The following is a 16,496-nucleotide window of genomic DNA, read 5'->3' as shown; positions in this document are numbered from 1 at the left end:
CTTAGAACGCTGGCCGTCCCAGGGCCAAGATCATACCGAGGCCCGGCCGGAACCTATCCAAAGGGAACCGTGGGATCGCCGCTCGAAACACCTGTCATTTGAAACCTTTGCCCCCTATATTGGGGGTGCCGGTTCGCCGGCTATGGAAATAAACGGTCGTCGCAATAAACCATTCGGACCCGGGGGCGGTACCCGGCGCCTCCACCAAAGCCCACCAGCGGGCTCACCCAGAGCGGGTTTTGGCGGGGGCGAAATAGGATCGACGAGGGCGTAAAGGGCGTGCTTTTTCCCGGTATTGTTCCGCCGTTATCGGGCTACTGCAATAGTTGCCAACGACAACTTTGCTCCGGTTGCTCAGGCTGCGTAACGCAGTTTGAAAGACCATCTTAAAGTCCTAACGGGTTAAGCTCCGTTAGGCGGGGTTCGGAGGCACCTGGCAACAGAAGCCTCCACTTACCTCTTATTTCCTTCCCGGCGGGGACTCCTGCTGACCCGTCAGGCGCGGTACTATTGCGGCTTGGCGAGTCGGGCCGGCAGGGCCCAACTCCTGGAATGCAACAGGACCACCATGGCGACCGATCATATCCGATACGATGTGCTGGCCCGCGACGCGCTGCGCGGCGTGCTGCGGAAGGTGCTGACCGATGCCGCGTCCCATGGACTGCCGGGCGAGCACCATTTCTTCATCACCTTCGTGTCGAAAGCCGAGGGCGTGAAGCTGTCGTCGCGGCTCCTGGCGCAATACCCGGAAGAGATGACGATCATCCTCCAGCACCAGTTCTGGGATCTGACCGTGCTCGAGGACCGTTTCGAGGTCGGCCTGTCCTTCGGAGGCATTCCGGAGCGGCTGATCGTGCCGTTCAGCGCGATCAAGAGCTTCCTCGATCCGTCCGTGAAGTTCGGCCTCCAGTTCGACACCTCCGATGTCGCCGAGGTGTCGCCCGAGACATTGCCGGCCGCTCCCGCGCCGTCGACCGTCGCAGTGCCCGCGCCTGCCAGTGAGCCGGCCGAAAGTGCCGAGGAGCCGACCGCCCCGAACCAGGGCGGCGCCGAGGTGGTGCGGCTCGATCGTTTCCGCAAGAAATGATCTAGGTTGGACCCGAAACGGTCGCGCCCGGCCAAACTGCCGATATAGAAGAGCACATGAAGAGGCTGCGCGGAATTCCGCGCCGCAGAATGGATGTGCTCATGGCCAAGACTGCTCGCTCGAACACCGCTCGCTCGAAGACTGCCCGCCCCGCCAGCCGCACCGAGACCGACAGTTTCGGTCCCATCGAGGTCCCCGCCGATCGCTATTGGGGGGCGCAGACCGAACGCTCGCGCCAGAATTTCCGCATCGGCATCGACCGCATGCCGATCGAGCTCGTGCATGCGCTCGGCATCGTCAAGCTCGCCGCCGCACAATCCAACCTCGCGCTCGGCCTGCTCGACCAGCGCCGGGCCAACGCCATCATCCGCGCCGCGCGCGAGGTGATCGAGGGCAAGCTGGACGATCATTTCCCGCTGGTCGTGTGGCAGACCGGCTCGGGCACACAGAGCAACATGAACCTCAACGAGGTCATCGCCAACCGCGCCAATGAGCTGCTCGGCGGCGAGCTCGGCGCCAAGAAGCCGGTGCATCCCAACGATCACGTCAACATGAGCCAGTCGTCGAACGACTCGTTCCCGACCGCGATGCACATCGCGGCCGCAAGCCGCATCAATGCCGATCTCGTCCCTGCCCTCGGCGAGCTGCTGCGCGCGCTCCGCAAGAAGGAGAAGGAGTTCGCAAAAATCGTCAAGATCGGGCGGACACACACCCAGGACGCGACGCCACTGACGCTCGGCCAGGAATTTTCCGGCTACGCCGCGCAAGTCGAAAGCGGCATCGCCCGCCTCAAGGTGGCGGTGAAGGACCTCTATCCGCTGGCCCAGGGCGGCACCGCCGTCGGCACCGGCCTCAACTCCAAGCCGCGCTTCGCAAGACTGTTCGCAAAGCACGTTACCGGGATTACGAAGCTGCCCTTCACCAGCGCCGCCAACAAATTCGAGGCGCTGGCCTCGAACGACGCCTATGTGCTGGCGCACGGCGCCATCAATTCCGTCGCGACAGGCCTGTTCAAGATCGCCAACGACATCCGCCTGCTCGGATCGGGCCCGCGCTCGGGCCTCGGCGAACTGATCCTGCCGGAGAACGAGCCGGGCTCCTCGATCATGCCCGGCAAGGTCAACCCGACGCAGTGCGAGGCGATGACGATGGTGTGCTGCCAGGTATTCGGCAATCACACTGCGATCACAGTCGCCGGCAGCCAGGGTCATTTCGAGCTCAACGTCTACAAGCCCGTGCTCGCCTACAACATGCTGCACTCGATCCGGCTGATGGCGGACGCCGCGCGCTCCTTCACCGAACATTGCGTCAGCGGCATCCGCGCCGACGAAAAGCGCATCAGGGAGCTGATGCAGCGCTCGCTGATGCTGGTGACCGCGCTCGCCCCGAAGATCGGCTACGACAACGCCGCCAAGGTGGCGAAGACCGCGCATGCCAACGGCACCACGCTGAAGGAGGAGGCGCTGCGGCTCGGCTTCGTCTCGGCCGACGAGTTCGACCGGCTGGTGCAGCCGGAGAAAATGACGCGGCCTGGATGAATTCCGAATTCCGATAGTCATCCGTAATGATACGGTGCCCTGGGGCTCATAAATATAAGGCCTAAGGGCCGGGATTTGATTACCGTCAATGTTGTGGCGAGGCGGCGTGCTACGCAGGCCTCTCTGCCCTTTGACGGGGCTAATTCATCGTTTGATGGCCCGAGGGGCCAATTGACGAGGACGAGCGAATGGCGATCAAGTCTCATAGGGCGCAACACGGCACCCAGTTTCTGAATGTTTCATCCTGCCAGAAGAGGAGCGGATGATGGAGACGCGGCATGGGGAACGTCATCAACCTGAATCGTTTCAGGAAGCGCGCCGAGCGGGAAGCATCGGCGAAGCAGGCGGACACCAATCGGGCGAAGTTCGGCCGCACGAAGGCGGAGCGGTCGGCGGAGGAGACGCGCGCGGACCAGGCGAAGGCGCGTCTGGACCAGCATCAGATCGATCGCGAGGATCAGTCATGAAGTCGCCCGTGGTGAAACGGTCGATCGTGGTCGCCGGCCACAAGACCAGCGTCAGCCTGGAAGAGGCGTTCTGGAACGGCATGAAGGAGATCTCGGGCCTGCGCAACATGACGCTGTCCGAGCTGGTCGGCGAGATCGACGGCAACCGCCAGCAGGGCAATCTGTCCTCGGCGATCCGCCTGTTCGTCCTCGACTACTTCAAGAGCCGCGCCATGGCCGCCATCCAGCCGGAAAAGGTCCCGGCTCAGTAGCCGTTGGGCGTCCCCCAACGGCGCCTCACGGTTCTGCACTTTAAAATCACTCTAAGGTGCAGTTTCAGCCGACCCGCGCGCTTGACCTCACTGCCCTGCGTTGAAAATACAGGGCATGACCGACACCAATGACACGCGTTCGCGGATGCCGCTGGGCCTGGCCCAGCGCGGCTATATCGGCGTCATCCAACATCTTTCCGCCAGGGATGCGGGCTCGGCGCTCTCGGACATCGAGCTCGAGAGCCGGCTGATCGAGCTCGGCTTCGTCGAGGGCGCCCGGGTCGAGGTCCTGCACGAGGGCCTGGTCGGGCGCGACCCGATCGCCGTCCGTGTCGACAACATCACGATTGCGGTCCGCCGTCGTGAAGCCATGGCCATCATTGTCGCCTAGATAGCGACCGGAAATCCGATCCCATGGAAGCTCCTCTGCTGCATCTCGCCCTGGTGGGCACGCCGAACAGCGGCAAGACGTCGCTGTTCAACGCGCTGACCGGCAGCCGACAGAAGGTCGCGAACTATCCCGGCGTCACCGTCGAGCGCAAGGAAGGCTTCTTCGTCACGCCCCTGGGACGCCAGGTCTCGGTGGTCGACCTGCCCGGCACCTACTCGCTGCGCGGACGCAGCCCGGACGAGGAGATCACCCGTGACTTCGTGCTCGGCAAGGCGTCCGGCGAGACCGTGCCCGACCTCGTGCTGTGCGTGGCCGACTCGACCAATCTGCGCCTGACCTTCCGCCTGCTGCTGGAGCTGAAGCGCACCGGCCGGCCGATGGTCCTCGTGCTCAACATGTTCGACATCGCGAGCCGGCGCGGCATCACCGTCGACGTGGAGCGGCTCGCCAAGGAGCTCGGCGTGCCCGTGGTCACCTCGATCGCGGTGCGCAAGAGCGGCACGGCCGACCTGTTGGCGCTGACGGACGAGATCTCGGCGAAACTCGCCGCGGAGCCGCGGGAGAACAGCTGGCGCGCGCTCAGCGTCGCCGAGCTGCGCGCCACCCAGCGCGAGGCCGATCGCATCATCGCCGACTGCGTCAGCCTGCCTGCTAGACCCGACACCTGGACTGCGCGGATCGATGCCGTGGTGCTGCATCCCGTCGGCGGGCTCATCGTGCTTGCGCTGATCTTATTCGTGATGTTCCAGGCGGTGTTCGCCTGGGCGCAGCCGCTGATGGACCTGCTCAACAACGGCTTCGACGCGCTCGGCGAGTTCGTGCACGCCACCCTGCCCGCCGGCCTCTTGCAGAGCTTCCTTCAGAACGGCGTGATATCAGGCGTCGGCAGCGTCATCGTGTTCCTGCCGCAGATCATCATCATCTTCCTGTTCATCCTGCTGCTGGAAGACTTCGGCTACATGGCGCGCGCCGCGTTCCTGATGGACCGCATCATGGGCGGCGCCGGCCTGCACGGCCGCGCCTTCATTCCGCTGCTGTCGAGCTTTGCCTGCGCCATTCCCGGCATCATGGCGACGCGCGTGATCGACAACAAGCGCGACCGGCTGACCACGATCCTGATCGCGCCGCTGATGACCTGCTCGGCGCGCATTCCCGTCTATACGCTGATCATCTCTGCCTTCATTCCGGCCAGGGACGTCTGGGGCTTCATCAACCTCCAGGGCCTCGTGATGTTCGGCCTCTACGCCGCCGGCATCACCAGCGCGCTTGCGGTCTCGTTCCTGATCAAATTCTTCATGCTGCGCGACTATGCGCCGGCGCCATTCATGCTGGAGCTGCCGGACTACAAGATGCCGCGGCTGAAATCGATCGCGATCGGCGTCTACACGCGGGCGAAAATGTTTCTGCACCGCGCCGGCACCACGATCTTCTCGATGATGGTGCTGATCTGGTTTCTGGCCTCGTTCCCGCAGCCGCCCGCGGGCGCCACCGAGCCGGCGATCGACTTCAGCCTGGCCGCGATCATCGGCAAGGCGCTCGAGCCGCTGCTCGCGCCGGTCGGCTTCAACTGGCAGATCGCGGTCGCGCTGATCCCGGGCATGGCGGCGCGCGAGGTCGCGGTCGCAGCCCTCGGCACCGTCTATGCGATCGAAGGCGGCAAGGAAGCCGCCGAGCAGATCGGCCAGGTGCTGGCGACGAAATGGTCGCTCGCCACCGCGCTGTCGATGCTGGCCTGGTACATCTTCGCCCCGCAATGCGCATCCACGCTCGCCGTGATCCGGCGCGAGACCGGAAGCTGGACCTGGATGGCCGTGACGTTCTTCTACATGCTGGTGCTGGCTTATGCCGCGAGCCTTCTGACCTACAACGTCGCGGTCGCGCTCGGCGCGGGGTAGCGCCCTCTCCAAACTAAAATTGCGAAAACAACCCCATGCACAGTAGGCGGCGTTTACCGCGCCAGCGCCCGGTGACGTCGGTGAAGTCGTTGATACGTCCGAGGAAACAGACGTAGCCCGGATGGAGCGCAGCGAAATCCGGGAAAGCGCATCCGATCGAGGATTCCCGGATTGCGCTTCGCTCCATCCGGGCTACGGACTACGGCGTGCCGGTTGCGCCGTCGGGCAAAACAGGAGCATGATGGCATCCTCCCGGGATTGCCACCTCGACTGCGCCACCACACGACTGGACGCGTTCGGTCCGAACCAAAATCAACAAATCAAATGGAGGCGACGCAAGGCCTCCTCCGGTGCCTCATCATTACTGGCAAACATAACCGCAGGAATTGATGCCGGACATCCGCGCGTTTGCTTTCGCTCCCCCATGAAAAAGGCCCCGGTCGATGCCGGGGCCTGAGTTCACCGGGAAGACTTTGGATCAATAGCGCGCCGCGCCGTAACCGCCGAAGCGATAGTTCACGCGAACCGTGACCATGTCGATATCCTGGGTGACTCCGCTGCCGGTGAGGGTGAACCCACCGGGTGTGACCACGCCTGCGAAGGAGGTGTTGTCACGCCCCATCCAGAGGTGGTCGTATTCGACACCGACCGTCCAGTTCGGGGTGAAGCCATACTCCCAGCCGACACCCAGGGCACCGCCCCAGCGCGTGTGACCCGCCGAGGCGAGGCCGACGCCGGTGACATTGTTGAAGATGTCAAAGCGATTGCGCGTCACGGCGGCGCCGCCCTTCACGTAGAGCAGTGAGGCGTTCCATGCCCAACCGAGCTGAGCCGTGAACAGCCCGATGGCATCGGTCTTGCCCGTGGTCGAGATCAACGGATCGATCAAACTGACGCGCGTGTTCTTGATCTCGGCCCAATCGCCCTGGGCTTCCAGGCCGAGCACGAACTGATTGGTCTGCCAGCGATACCCGATCTGTCCGCCGGCGAGGCCTCCGGAGCGATCGGCGCAACCACTTGCGACGTTGCCTGCGGGCGTTATCAAATCGACGCAACCGTGGCTCTGCCCCCAGCCTCCGTTGGCGCCGATGTAGAACCCGGTCCAATTGTAAACCGCCATCACCGGTGCCGGCGGCGGCGCCTTGACGGCCATATCGGCCGCCATGGCCGGAGCCGCCATGCTCAGCGCCGCGAAGCCGATCGTCGCGATCGAAAGCTTTTTCATCGTTTCGTCCCCTTTGCTCAAATTTCTTTGGTCAGAAGCGAGCCCTAATGCAGGCTGGCGTGCATAAAGCTTGCGAACATCCTGAAGTTTACGCGCGAGGGGATTTTGGGCTCGTATCAAAATGGCAACACCCGAGGGCCATCGCTGTGCACAGAAGAGTGCTTAGTCAGTCTTTGAAGTGCCGTGCGCTCCAGCACCGTCCTGTTCGTCAGCAAGCCACGCGCCGATGCCGGAGGATGGGATCACCCGCTTCGGCAGGTGCGGGTTGATCGTGCCTGCAAAGACGGAAAGTCCCTCATCGCGCTTGGCGCGCGCAAACAGCTTGGCTTCATGCTCAGTCGCGAAGGTCCTCGTCTCGCGCGGACTTCGTTGTCTCGGCAGAACGCCTCGCCGTTGCACTTCGAAGGTGACGTACCAGGTCGGACTCATTGCGCACACCAACATGTCACCAGTCCCTGGAGTCGCGTTGTGGTGCGGCCATCGTCCGCCTGTTTGATTCAGATCAAGCAGCGACTTGACTGCGAACGCTTGACGCGCCGGGCTGCGAACTGAGGATCGGTTGACCCGTCGGGCAACACAGGAGCACGATGGCATCGTCGGCTTCAGCGACATCCGGCTCGCGACCGTCTCCGTCCTGCGAGTGGCGGTGCGATACCGTCTTCGGGCTGGATCGGCGTCGTGATCAGGGCCGACCGCCTCCCCATGAGCAGGGAACCCGGCGCCGAGCTGAGAGTTCGTTCCAAGGCCGTTCGGCTTAACCGAGTGCGAGCCCCGGAGCTCGTGCAGGGGCGGTGGCGCCCTTCTCTCGAAGCGTCAAGGGAAACCAATGAGCAGTCCATCCAGCACTGTTGCGGACAGTGCGCCCCGAGAGCTGTCCAGAATATCGACCGGCAGCGCCGGCCTGGACGACATCCTGGGAGGCGGCTTCGACGCCAACCGGATGTATCTCTACGAGGGGCAGCCCGGCACGGGCAAAACCACCATCGCGCTTCAGTTCCTGCTGAGGGGGGTGCGGGACGGAGAGCGCGTGCTCTACATTTCGCTGTCCGAAACCAAGCGCGAGCTGGACGTCGTGGCACAGCGGCACGGCTGGACGCTGGACGGCATCGACATCTTCGAACTGGTTCCGCCGGAGACGACGCTCGATCCGGAGCGCGAGCTCACGGTGTTTCATCCCGCCGAAATGGAGCTGAGCGAGACGACCGGCCTGATCTTTAGGGAAGTCGAGCGGGTCAATCCCAACCGCGTCGTGCTCGACAGCCTGTCCGAACTGCGCCTGCTTGCCCAGAACCCGCTTCGTTACAGGCGCCAAGTGCTGGCCCTGAAACATTTTTTCACCAACCGCAATTGCACAGTGGTCCTGCTCGACGATCTTTCGTCATCTCAGGACGATTTGCAGCTCCATTCCATTGCGCACGGCGTGGTGATGCTCGAACAGGTCGCGATCGATTACGGCGCCGAGCGGCGCCGGCTCCGCGTGATCAAGATGCGCGGCATCCGGTTTCGCGGCGGGTTTCACGATTTCACGATCGAGCGAGGCGGCCTGCAGATATTCCCCCGCCTGGTGGCGGCCGAACATCACAAGACCTTCGTCGGCGACTTCACCCCGAGCGGCAATGCCGAGCTCGACCAGCTCCTGGGAGGCGGCCTCGAGCGCGGCACCAATGCGCTGCTCATCGGCGCCGCCGGCGTGGGCAAATCATCGGTTGCGCTCACCTACGCGATCGCGGCGGCCGAACGTGGCGAGCACGCGGTGTTCTTCGCGTTCGATGAAGGCCGCGGCACGGTCGAAGCGCGCGCCCGGACACTTGGCCTGCACCTGCAAGAACACGTCGATTCGGGGCTTGTCCGGTTTCAGCAGATCGATCCCGCCGAGCTGTCGCCGGGTGAGTTCGCCGCAAACGTGCGAAAGAGCGTCGAGGCCGACAATGCCCGCCTCGTCATCATCGACAGTCTGAACGGCTATCTGGCCGCGATGCCCGACGAGCGATTTCTCATCCTGCAGATGCACGAACTCTTGAGCTACCTGGGGCAGCAGGGTGTGCTGACCATCCTGGTCCTCGCCCAGCATGGCCTCGTCGGTCCGATGGATACGCCTCTCGACATCAGCTATCTCAGCGATTCCGTGGTCATGCTGCGCTATTTCGAGGTCGGCGGAACGGTGCGGCGCGCTCTGTCTGTCGTCAAGAAGCGCAGCGGCCGACACGAGCATACCATCCGGGAATTTCGGCTTAGCAGCGCCGGCATCACGCTCGGCCCGCCCCTGAGGGAGTTCAGCGGCATCTTTTCCGGCAATCCGCATTATACCGGGGCACCTAAGCCCGAAGGGTCGGTTGAATGAGCGTTGAGCGAGATCACCATGTTCTCGTCTTTGCTCCGATCGGGCGCGACGGACTTGCCTCCGTCGAGCTGTTCCGGAGTTCGCACCTGGAAGCGACCAGCTGCCGCAGTCTGCCCGAACTCGTCAGCGAGATGGCAGCCGGCGTCGGCGCCGTTTTCCTTGCCGAGGAAGCTCTGTTCGGGAAAGACACCTCGCCGCTGGCACAATGGATCGAGAGCCAGCCGCCCTGGTCCGACCTGCCCTTCGTCGTCCTGACCAGCCATCGCGAGCAGCCGGCCGTCCTCGCCTGGCGCCGCAGCATTGTCGCGCTTCTCCGTAACGTCTCGCTGCTCGAACGGCCGGTTCAGCCAATGACGCTGACCAGCGCCGTTCAATCGGCACTGCGCGCGCGGCGGCGCCAGTATGAAATCCGGGCTCTGTTCGCGGCGCGCGAACAGGCGGCTCAGGAGCTCGAGACGCTGGTGGTCGAGCGCACGCGGGCCCTTGCGGAAGCCGTCGAGCAATTGCGCGTCGAGATGGACGAGCGTGCCCGGGTCGAGGAAACGCTTCGGCAAGCCCAGAAGATCGAAGCCATCGGACAGCTGACCGGCGGGGTGGCGCACGACTTCAACAATCTGCTGATGGTGATCTCCGGCGGCCTCGACATGCTCGACCGCCAGACCGATCCGGACCGTCGCCGCCGACTCATGGACGGGATGGTCCAAGCCGCCCAGCGCGGGGCCAGCCTGACCAGGCAGCTTCTCGCGTTCTCCCGCCGGCAGACGCTCCGGCCGGAGCCCGTCGACGTCGCCTCGCAGATGGGCGGCATGCGCGAACTGCTCGATCGAAGCCTGAGAGGCGACGTCCATGTCGAGTTCGATTTCCCGGACACGCTCTGGCCGGTGGAGGTCGATCCCGGCGAGCTCGAACTCGTGATCCTCAACCTCGCCGTCAACGCCCGCGACGCCATGCCCAATGGCGGCACGATTCTCGTGCGCGGGGAAAATCTGCCCGATCTGAATGACGAGCAGATCGCCGGAGACTATGTGCGCCTGTCCGTCGTCGATACCGGTGTCGGCATGAGTCCGGAGATCCTGTCACGCGTTTTCGAACCATTCTTCACGACCAAGGAGGTCGGAAAGGGCTCGGGGCTCGGGCTTGCCCAGGTCCATGGATTCGCGACGCAGTCACGGGGGACGGTCCGGATTCGATCCGAAGTCGGCCGAGGCACCAGCATCGAACTCTATTTGCCGCGGTCGCTCAGCATTCCTTCCAGGGAGCGACACCTGATCGATCTCAACATGGTGCGGCCGAAGAAGAGCAATCATGGCCGCATCCTTCTGGTCGAGGACGATGACGAGGTTGCCGCACTGGTGAGCGAGATGCTGGGCCAGCTCGGTTACGAGGTCACGCACGCGGCGAGTGGCGCGGCCGCGCTCGGTGCCCTGGCCGACGGCCGCGCCGTCGACCTCGTCTTTTCCGATGTCATGATGCCCGGTGGCATGAATGGGGTCGAGCTGGCGCGGGAGATCAAGAGAAGGCGAAGCGACATACCCGTGCTTCTGACCAGCGGATACTCCGAAGCCGCAGTTCACGACGCCGAATTGGCGGGTCTGCAGATTCTGCCGAAACCCTACCATATCGACGAGCTGGCCGCGGCGCTCAGCGCGGCAAAGGCAGAACCCGGGCGCGACATGGGGTCCAAGCGGTCCAGCCGCTGCTGATGGCGTGCAGTGTCGCATCGCGAAAGCGATCGACGACCGGCCTCCAAAGCGGCTATCAGTCTCCATGGACCGCTTCAGCACCGACAGATTGACCGCCGAGAGGCTTCGCGAAGACCACCTCGAAGACCTCGTCACGCTGCATCTCGATGCCGAGGTGTCCCGCTATCTCGGCGGCGTGCGTGCACCCGAGGTCACCAAGACCTATCTCGCGACCAACATGGCGCATTGGGACCAGCACGGTTTTGGGCTGTGGGTGCTGCGAACGAAGGACGGCGCCTTCGCCGGGCGAGCGGGCATCCGGCACATCCTCGTGGACGACATCGACGAGATCGAGATTGCCTACGCATTCAAGCGCGAGTTCTGGGGCCGCGGATTTGCGAGCGAGGTCGCAATCGCGCTGACGGACATTGGGCTGTCGCACCACGAACTGCCGTCTCTCATCGGCCTTGTCTATGTCAGCAACGGCGCATCCCGCCGCGTGCTGGAGAAGGCCAATTACATCCTCGAGAAGAGCACGACGCGTCATGGCAATGATGTCGTGATTTACCGCGCTCGGCGGTGAGATGCGTCTCGCAGGGTGGGTAGAGCGAAGCGAAACCCATCCTTGCTTCCGGGCGCGTTGAAGCGTGATGGGTTTCGCTGTGCTCTCCCCGTCCTACGGGCTATCGCAAAGCCGCTTTACGCTCCGCCGGTGCGGAGCCGGACAACCGACTGCGGCAACGAAGCGAGAAACAGCACAACGCAAACACACAGCAGGACGATGTCCTTGAACAGGAACTCGCCGGCCAGATTCCACGCCATCGGATCGGTTGACAGGCTCCATGTGACGACGCCCGGCGTCGTAAAGAAGAACGACCACGTGATCGCGAAGGTCACCATGCCCATGAACGAACCCAGTGCCGACAAGACCGGACTGAAGCTGCCTGCCACGAGCAGCGCCGCGATCACGAATTCGGCGACACCGAGAACATAGGCCTCTCCCCTCAGGCCGAATACCGACAGCCAGGAGATGAACGGGCTGTGGCTGATGAACTGGGCGATACCCTGTGCGGATTGCAGTGTGAATTTCTGCATTCCAAACGATACGAATATGACCACCATGACCCAGCGCAGAATGGCGAGCGGACGATAAGAGCCTCCACCATTCTCCGCGACGTTGAATCCCATCATGCGACGATTTCTCCCCGGATTGCGCATCCATCTATTGGCGAACGAAGCGTCCGCTACGGGCTATTCGGAGGGGAGCGTCTGTCGTTACATCCGTGGCGGGGTTCCACGATCACAGCTGCGTGCAACGCGCGTGTTCGCACCGCGGTCGAGACTCGCGCATTTCGGATCGACAGGCTCTAGCCGTCGCCGCAATTGCGGTGACAGTGCATTCAATTGATGCGCACGGGGTCCCCTGCTTCGAGTTAAGTGCACTGTCACCGGCTACCCGGGTGCCGGGCCGACAAGGCCTGACCGGCAGGTAAGGCCCGCAGATGACGAAAGCAGACAAGGCGGTTTATGCGGCCGTTGAGTTTTCTAGTCCTCGCGGCGAGCGAGAACTCTGTCAGCAGATCCGCACATTCACGGACAAATCAGTACGGGAGTTTTCGCCTGTGCCAGCACCTTGTTTGTCACGCTACCGATGAGAAGCATGGAGAGTCCGCTGCGGCCATGGGATGACATCACGATGAGATCGCAACCTTTATTCTCGGCTGCTGCGATGATGGCTTGATGGGGTTGCCCGTTCTCCACTTGAATCGGTTCGCAGGAAACGCCGGCCTCCTTGGCCGCATTTGCCGCGCGATCCAACGCGCTCGTGGCCTGTTCCTTGCGCAGCTCGGCATATGTTGCGACTGCTTCACGGAACCGCCCTGTCATTTCTGAAAACGGCTCCACAACGAAGATTAGAGATACCTTGGCTCCAAGGGATTTCGCCAGCGCCAACCCATGCGCCACGCCGTGCTCCGCTAGCTCCGACCCATCTGTCGGAATGAGAATATGCCGGTACATGCTTCACCTCCCGCCTGTCTGGACGTATCGCTGCCTTCCGAATGTAAGCTGGGCCCGCGTTTCGGATACGGTCTTGAGATAGATCAATCTCTCGGCCCAGCTCGTAGGATGGATAGAGCGGAGCGAAACCCATCAACACGCCTGGATGGAACGATGGGTCTGGCTGCGCTCTACCCATCGTACAGGCCGCGAGCTACCGCTCGCCCGGCCACATCGCCATGGCCGCCTTCGCTACGCCTCTCAACTCCTCAGGCGTCGCGCCGTCCTTGGCCTGGATGGCCATGCCTTCGAAGACGCTGAGGTAGAACCGGCTCAGCGCATCGATGTCGGTTGCGGCAGGCAGTTCGCCGCTCGCGACCGCGGCCTCCAGCCGCCCGCGCAAATTGCCGAGCATGTCGAGCCGGGCCTTCTTGATCTCGCGGGCAATCGTTGCCGGCCATTCGTCGCTGACGGCGCCCAGCACGGCCATGCAGCCGGCCGGCGCTCTCCGGGATTTCGGCAGGGTCTCGGCCGCGCCGATCAGCAGATTCTCGATGCCGGCGCGCGCGGTCGCGCCTTCCGCAAGCCGGTCCCAGACCGGCTGGCCCTGGGTCTCGACGTAGTGCTCGATCGCGGCAAGGTAGAGTGCCTCCTTGCTTTCGAAGGCCGCATAGAGGCTGGGCGAGCTGACGCCCATGGCGTCGCAAAGGTCGTGCATCGAGGCTGCCGCAAAGCCCTTGCGCCAAAACAGCAGCATGGCGGCCTCCAACGCCGCGTCGCGATCAAATTCCCGTGGCCGACCTGCCATCGCCCGCCTTTCTGTAATGATCAACACATAATTCACTTGACCGCGGCAATCAAGACTCCACATATTCTGTGTCGATCATTACAGAATTGGAGAGATCACATGACGCTGGCAGGAAAACGGGCCCTGGTGACGGGCGCAAGCAGGGGTATCGGTGCGGCCATCGCGAAGGCGCTCGCCGCGGAAGGTGCCGATGTCGCGGTTACTTACGAGAAGTCGGCGGAGAGCGCCGCCAAGGTCGTGGACGCGATCAAGGCGACGGGCCGGAAAGCCGTAGCGATCCAGGCCGACAGCGCCGATGTCGCTGCCGTTCAGGCTTCGGTCGACAAGACCGTCAAGGAGCTGGGCGGGCTCGACATCCTGGTCAACAATGCCGGCATTCTGCGATTGGGCGGCCTCAACGACATCTCGCTCGCCGACATCGACGCGATGCTGAACGTCAACGTGCGTTCGCCGATCGCCGCGAGCAAGGCGGCGCTGCCGCACCTTGGCAAGGGCGGCCGCATCATCACCATCGGCAGCTATTTCGCCGACCGCGTGCCCTCGCCGGCGCTCGGCGTGTACGCGGCGTCGAAGTCGGCGCTAACCGCATTCACCAAGGCGCTGTCGCGGGAGCTTGGCCCGAGGGACGTCACGGTCAACCTCGTGGCACCGGGCTCGATCGACACCGACATGAATCCGGCGCACGGACCGACCGCGGAGACGCTGAAACAGTTCATGGCACTGGGCCGGTACGGCGCGACGGAAGACATCGCGAATGCCGTGGCATTCCTGGCAAGCGCGAAGGCAAAATACATCACCGGCTCGACCTTGACCGTCGACGGCGGCGCGAACGCCTAGACATTCTGGCGCTTCGTGTTCGTCCAACAGGAGGTTGAGAAGCTGGCCATGATTGCGATCGAGTTTCCGCCGACGCAGAAAGGCGCGAGCTTCAAACGCGATGCCGGCAAGGCGAGGATCGAGTCGGCCGGGACGGCGATGACAAAATAAGATGATGTTCGCGATCATCATGGCGGGCGGCCGATGCCTCGGCCGCCCCGCGAGCGTTAGGTGGAACGTGTCGCGTGCTTCGTCCCTCGTCCAGCTTCGAGCATGACAGCACAACTGTCACTTTGGCTTGAACGTCAAAATGCCGTTTGCACTCATCGTTCGCACCCGTCATTGTTTCGCAACGCCGCCCGGATGTTGAGCGGGTTCCGGTGATCAAACGGGAGGCCTTGCCATGCAAGACGTCGAGAAGCGTGTCATTGGCAAGGTTATGTGGCGGCTTATACCGTTCCTGATCGTTTGCTATTTCGTGGCCTATCTTGACCGCGTCAATGTCGGCTTTGCTAAGCTGCACATGAACCAGGCGCTGGGTTTAAGTGAAGCAGCGTTCGGACTGGGCGCGGGCTTGTTCTTCGTCGGGTATTTCCTGTTTGAAGTCCCCTCCAACATCTTCCTGGAACGAGTCGGTGCGCGCGTCTGGATCGCCCGCATCATGATTACGTGGGGGATCGTCTCGGCGGCCTTCGCATTCATCCCATCGATATCGGCAGCAACGGGACTACCGACGACGGGCGTCTTCTACTCTCTCCGGTTGCTGCTCGGCGCCTGCGAAGCGGGATTCTTTCCGGGCATCATCTTCTATCTGACCCTGTGGTTCCCGGCGGTTTACCGGGCTCGGGTCATCAGCCTGTTCATGCTGGCGATCCCGATTTCGTCCATCATCGGGTCGCCCATCTCCGGGCTTCTGCTCGGCGTGACCGGTTGGGGATTGGAAGGCTGGCAGTGGCTGTTCATTCTCGAGGCGCTGCCGTCGGTCGTGGTAGGCATCTGCGTCCTGCTCTATCTGACCGATTTTCCGCGCCAGGCCCGCTGGCTGCAACAAGACGAGATTGCCTGGCTGGAAGACGTGCAGGCCACCGAGAAGCGAAACAAGGAGAAAGTCGAACACCTGTCATTGGGTCAGGCGCTCACCGATTACCGCATTTTGTTGTGCGCTCTGGTGTACTTCTGCCTGAATGCTGCGAGTTACGGCGTGGCGTTCTTCCTGCCAACCATCATCAAGGGTTTTGGCGTCAGCGATACCCAGACCGGCTTGCTCGCAGCGCTGCCCTTTATTTTCGGGGCCGCGGGCATGGTGCTGCTTGGTCGTCATTCCGATCGGACCATGGAACGAAAGGGTCACGTCGCCGCGGCACTGTTGATGGCAGCGGTGGGAATCGGAGTGGCAGGTCTCGTTTCCAACTCCGTCCTTGTCATGGCATTGCTATGCTTCGCGCAGATCGGTGTCTCCGCGGTCCCCCCGATGTTTTGGCCGCTGCCGGCGAGCTTTCTAACGGGAGCATCGGCTGCCGCCGGCATCGCCGCGATCAACTCGCTTGGAAATCTTTCCGGTTTCGCCGGTCCTTACGCAATGGGCTACCTGAAGGATTTAACCGGCAGTTTTACCGCAGGTCTTCTGTTGCTGGCGGGTTGCGCGCTGGTGGGCGCAGTCGTTGTCGTGCTGCTACGCATCGATGCAAGGCGCGAGCAAGTGTCCGGCGAAATCGCGATGGCGCACTAGACGCTGGTGACCGTCGCTACCTGAAATACCCGAGCACGAGATCGATATCCGCGCTGCCGGCAACCGTGCCGTTGAGCTCGGCGTCGATGACGCGGCGGCAGGCCGCGATCGCGGCGTGATCGCCGAGATCGTTGGCGGCTTCGAGCACGAGCCAGGCGGCGTCGACGGAAGCCTTCTCGGGAGCCGAACCGCCGGCATCGACGGGCAGGCTCTTGTTCTTGCGAATTGCGGTGCCGAATTGAGGCAACATTGCAAATACTCCCCTCTG

17 protein-coding genes and 1 other RNA gene are annotated in these 16,496 nt (G+C 63.1%); 12 read left to right on the top strand and 6 right to left on the bottom strand.

Annotated features, from left to right (window positions below):
• Positions 1-88 precede the first annotated feature (88 nt).
• The 7 genes from ssrA (at position 89) to IVB46_RS19105 (ending at position 5,629) form a co-directional block, all read left to right on the top strand.
• Positions 89-454, top strand: a transfer-messenger RNA (tmRNA) gene (gene ssrA, locus IVB46_RS19135).
• 114 nt (positions 455-568) lie between these two features.
• Complete coding sequence (locus IVB46_RS19130) at positions 569-1,087, top strand: ClpXP protease specificity-enhancing factor SspB (RefSeq protein WP_247303949.1); 519 nt, start codon at positions 569-571, stop codon at positions 1,085-1,087.
• 101 nt (positions 1,088-1,188) lie between these two features.
• The gene (gene fumC / locus IVB46_RS19125) at positions 1,189-2,625 is read left to right on the top strand and encodes a class II fumarate hydratase (protein WP_247303952.1); all 1,437 of its coding nucleotides are present in this window, start codon (positions 1,189-1,191) and stop codon (positions 2,623-2,625) included.
• Positions 2,626-2,903: 278 nt separating this feature from the next.
• Entirely contained in the window at positions 2,904-3,092 is a 189-nt protein-coding gene (locus IVB46_RS19120) for a DUF4169 family protein (RefSeq protein WP_247303956.1), read from the top strand.
• The gene (locus IVB46_RS19115) at positions 3,089-3,343 is read left to right on the top strand and encodes a ribbon-helix-helix domain-containing protein (protein WP_014493044.1); all 255 of its coding nucleotides are present in this window, start codon (positions 3,089-3,091) and stop codon (positions 3,341-3,343) included. Before IVB46_RS19120 ends, IVB46_RS19115 begins: the two co-directional genes overlap by 4 nt.
• A 115-nt stretch (positions 3,344-3,458) precedes the next feature.
• Positions 3,459-3,734 carry a FeoA family protein gene (locus tag IVB46_RS19110; RefSeq protein WP_071910502.1) on the top strand — a complete coding sequence of 92 codons (276 nt, stop codon included), beginning with the start codon at positions 3,459-3,461 and terminating at the stop codon, positions 3,732-3,734.
• A 23-nt stretch (positions 3,735-3,757) separates the two neighbouring features.
• Complete coding sequence (locus IVB46_RS19105; RefSeq protein ID WP_247303958.1) at positions 3,758-5,629, top strand: ferrous iron transporter B; 1,872 nt, start codon at positions 3,758-3,760, stop codon at positions 5,627-5,629.
• A 478-nt stretch (positions 5,630-6,107) separates the two neighbouring features.
• Here the strand turns inward: IVB46_RS19105 and IVB46_RS19100 are convergent, their stop codons facing one another.
• Positions 6,108-6,854, bottom strand: coding sequence for an outer membrane beta-barrel protein (locus IVB46_RS19100; RefSeq protein ID WP_247303960.1), 747 nt, complete (start codon positions 6,852-6,854; stop codon positions 6,108-6,110).
• Between the two features lie 162 nt (positions 6,855-7,016).
• The gene (locus IVB46_RS19095) at positions 7,017-7,283 is read right to left on the bottom strand and encodes a hypothetical protein (RefSeq protein WP_247304775.1); all 267 of its coding nucleotides are present in this window, start codon (positions 7,281-7,283) and stop codon (positions 7,017-7,019) included.
• Between the two features lie 397 nt (positions 7,284-7,680).
• Here IVB46_RS19095 and IVB46_RS19090 point away from each other — a divergent pair, with 397 nt between their 5' ends.
• The 3 genes from IVB46_RS19090 (at position 7,681) to IVB46_RS19080 (ending at position 11,460) form a co-directional block, all read left to right on the top strand.
• Complete coding sequence (locus tag IVB46_RS19090; protein ID WP_247303963.1) at positions 7,681-9,195, top strand: ATPase domain-containing protein; 1,515 nt, start codon at positions 7,681-7,683, stop codon at positions 9,193-9,195.
• Positions 9,192-10,898 (top strand): ATP-binding protein, encoded by a 1,707-nt coding sequence (locus IVB46_RS19085; protein WP_247303964.1) that lies wholly within the window; start codon positions 9,192-9,194, stop codon positions 10,896-10,898. Before IVB46_RS19090 ends, IVB46_RS19085 begins: the two co-directional genes overlap by 4 nt.
• A gap of 64 nt (positions 10,899-10,962) precedes the next feature.
• Positions 10,963-11,460 carry a GNAT family N-acetyltransferase gene (locus IVB46_RS19080; protein ID WP_247303966.1) on the top strand — a complete coding sequence of 166 codons (498 nt, stop codon included), beginning with the start codon at positions 10,963-10,965 and terminating at the stop codon, positions 11,458-11,460.
• Positions 11,461-11,576: 116 nt separating this feature from the next.
• On the opposite strand, the gene IVB46_RS19075 is transcribed toward IVB46_RS19080, so the two are convergent.
• From IVB46_RS19075 to IVB46_RS19065, 3 genes are all read right to left on the bottom strand, one after another.
• The gene (locus IVB46_RS19075) at positions 11,577-12,068 is read right to left on the bottom strand and encodes a DUF417 family protein (protein WP_247303968.1); all 492 of its coding nucleotides are present in this window, start codon (positions 12,066-12,068) and stop codon (positions 11,577-11,579) included.
• Between the two features lie 399 nt (positions 12,069-12,467).
• Positions 12,468-12,896 carry a universal stress protein gene (locus tag IVB46_RS19070; RefSeq protein ID WP_063981602.1) on the bottom strand — a complete coding sequence of 143 codons (429 nt, stop codon included), beginning with the start codon at positions 12,894-12,896 and terminating at the stop codon, positions 12,468-12,470.
• 193 nt (positions 12,897-13,089) lie between these two features.
• The gene (locus IVB46_RS19065; protein WP_247343198.1) at positions 13,090-13,632 is read right to left on the bottom strand and encodes a TetR/AcrR family transcriptional regulator; all 543 of its coding nucleotides are present in this window, start codon (positions 13,630-13,632) and stop codon (positions 13,090-13,092) included.
• A 150-nt stretch (positions 13,633-13,782) separates the two neighbouring features.
• Between IVB46_RS19065 and IVB46_RS19060 the strand changes: the two genes are divergently transcribed.
• Positions 13,783-14,520 (top strand): 3-oxoacyl-ACP reductase family protein, encoded by a 738-nt coding sequence (locus tag IVB46_RS19060; RefSeq protein WP_247303971.1) that lies wholly within the window; start codon positions 13,783-13,785, stop codon positions 14,518-14,520.
• 382 nt (positions 14,521-14,902) lie between these two features.
• Positions 14,903-16,228, top strand: coding sequence for an MFS transporter (locus IVB46_RS19055; protein ID WP_085399742.1), 1,326 nt, complete (start codon positions 14,903-14,905; stop codon positions 16,226-16,228).
• A 16-nt stretch (positions 16,229-16,244) separates the two neighbouring features.
• On the opposite strand, the gene IVB46_RS19050 is transcribed toward IVB46_RS19055, so the two are convergent.
• Complete coding sequence (locus IVB46_RS19050) at positions 16,245-16,478, bottom strand: hypothetical protein (RefSeq protein WP_063981598.1); 234 nt, start codon at positions 16,476-16,478, stop codon at positions 16,245-16,247.
• Positions 16,479-16,496: the final 18 nt, after the last annotated feature.

It is taken from the genome of Bradyrhizobium sp. 61, assembly GCF_023073075.1.
GTDB lineage: Bacteria > Pseudomonadota > Alphaproteobacteria > Rhizobiales > Xanthobacteraceae > Bradyrhizobium > Bradyrhizobium barranii.
Note: the sequence above shows the minus strand (reverse complement) of the source record. Positions and strands in the feature narration are given on the sequence as shown.

Bases quoted from the DNA above. Each gene is read 5' to 3' on its own strand.
- IVB46_RS19075 (WP_247303968.1), bottom strand. From the start codon at position 12,068: ATGATGGGATTCAACGTCGCGGAGAATGGTGGAGGCTCTTATCGTCCG.
- IVB46_RS19100 (WP_247303960.1), bottom strand. From the start codon at position 6,854: ATGAAAAAGCTTTCGATCGCGACGATCGGCTTCGCGGCGCTGAGCATG.
- IVB46_RS19065 (WP_247343198.1), bottom strand. From the start codon at position 13,632: ATGCTGCTGTTTTGGCGCAAGGGCTTTGCGGCAGCCTCGATGCACGAC.
- IVB46_RS19060 (WP_247303971.1), top strand. From the start codon at position 13,783: ATGACGCTGGCAGGAAAACGGGCCCTGGTGACGGGCGCAAGCAGGGGT.
- IVB46_RS19050 (WP_063981598.1), bottom strand. From the start codon at position 16,478: ATGTTGCCTCAATTCGGCACCGCAATTCGCAAGAACAAGAGCCTGCCC.
- IVB46_RS19080 (WP_247303966.1), top strand. From the start codon at position 10,963: ATGGACCGCTTCAGCACCGACAGATTGACCGCCGAGAGGCTTCGCGAA.
- IVB46_RS19105 (WP_247303958.1), top strand. From the start codon at position 3,758: ATGGAAGCTCCTCTGCTGCATCTCGCCCTGGTGGGCACGCCGAACAGC.
- fumC (WP_247303952.1), top strand. From the start codon at position 1,189: ATGGCCAAGACTGCTCGCTCGAACACCGCTCGCTCGAAGACTGCCCGC.
- IVB46_RS19120 (WP_247303956.1), top strand. From the start codon at position 2,904: ATGGGGAACGTCATCAACCTGAATCGTTTCAGGAAGCGCGCCGAGCGG.
- IVB46_RS19070 (WP_063981602.1), bottom strand. From the start codon at position 12,896: ATGTACCGGCATATTCTCATTCCGACAGATGGGTCGGAGCTAGCGGAG.
- IVB46_RS19085 (WP_247303964.1), top strand. From the start codon at position 9,192: ATGAGCGTTGAGCGAGATCACCATGTTCTCGTCTTTGCTCCGATCGGG.
- IVB46_RS19095 (WP_247304775.1), bottom strand. From the start codon at position 7,283: ATGAGTCCGACCTGGTACGTCACCTTCGAAGTGCAACGGCGAGGCGTT.
- IVB46_RS19055 (WP_085399742.1), top strand. From the start codon at position 14,903: ATGCAAGACGTCGAGAAGCGTGTCATTGGCAAGGTTATGTGGCGGCTT.
- IVB46_RS19115 (WP_014493044.1), top strand. From the start codon at position 3,089: ATGAAGTCGCCCGTGGTGAAACGGTCGATCGTGGTCGCCGGCCACAAG.
- IVB46_RS19090 (WP_247303963.1), top strand. From the start codon at position 7,681: ATGAGCAGTCCATCCAGCACTGTTGCGGACAGTGCGCCCCGAGAGCTG.
- IVB46_RS19110 (WP_071910502.1), top strand. From the start codon at position 3,459: ATGACCGACACCAATGACACGCGTTCGCGGATGCCGCTGGGCCTGGCC.
- IVB46_RS19130 (WP_247303949.1), top strand. From the start codon at position 569: ATGGCGACCGATCATATCCGATACGATGTGCTGGCCCGCGACGCGCTG.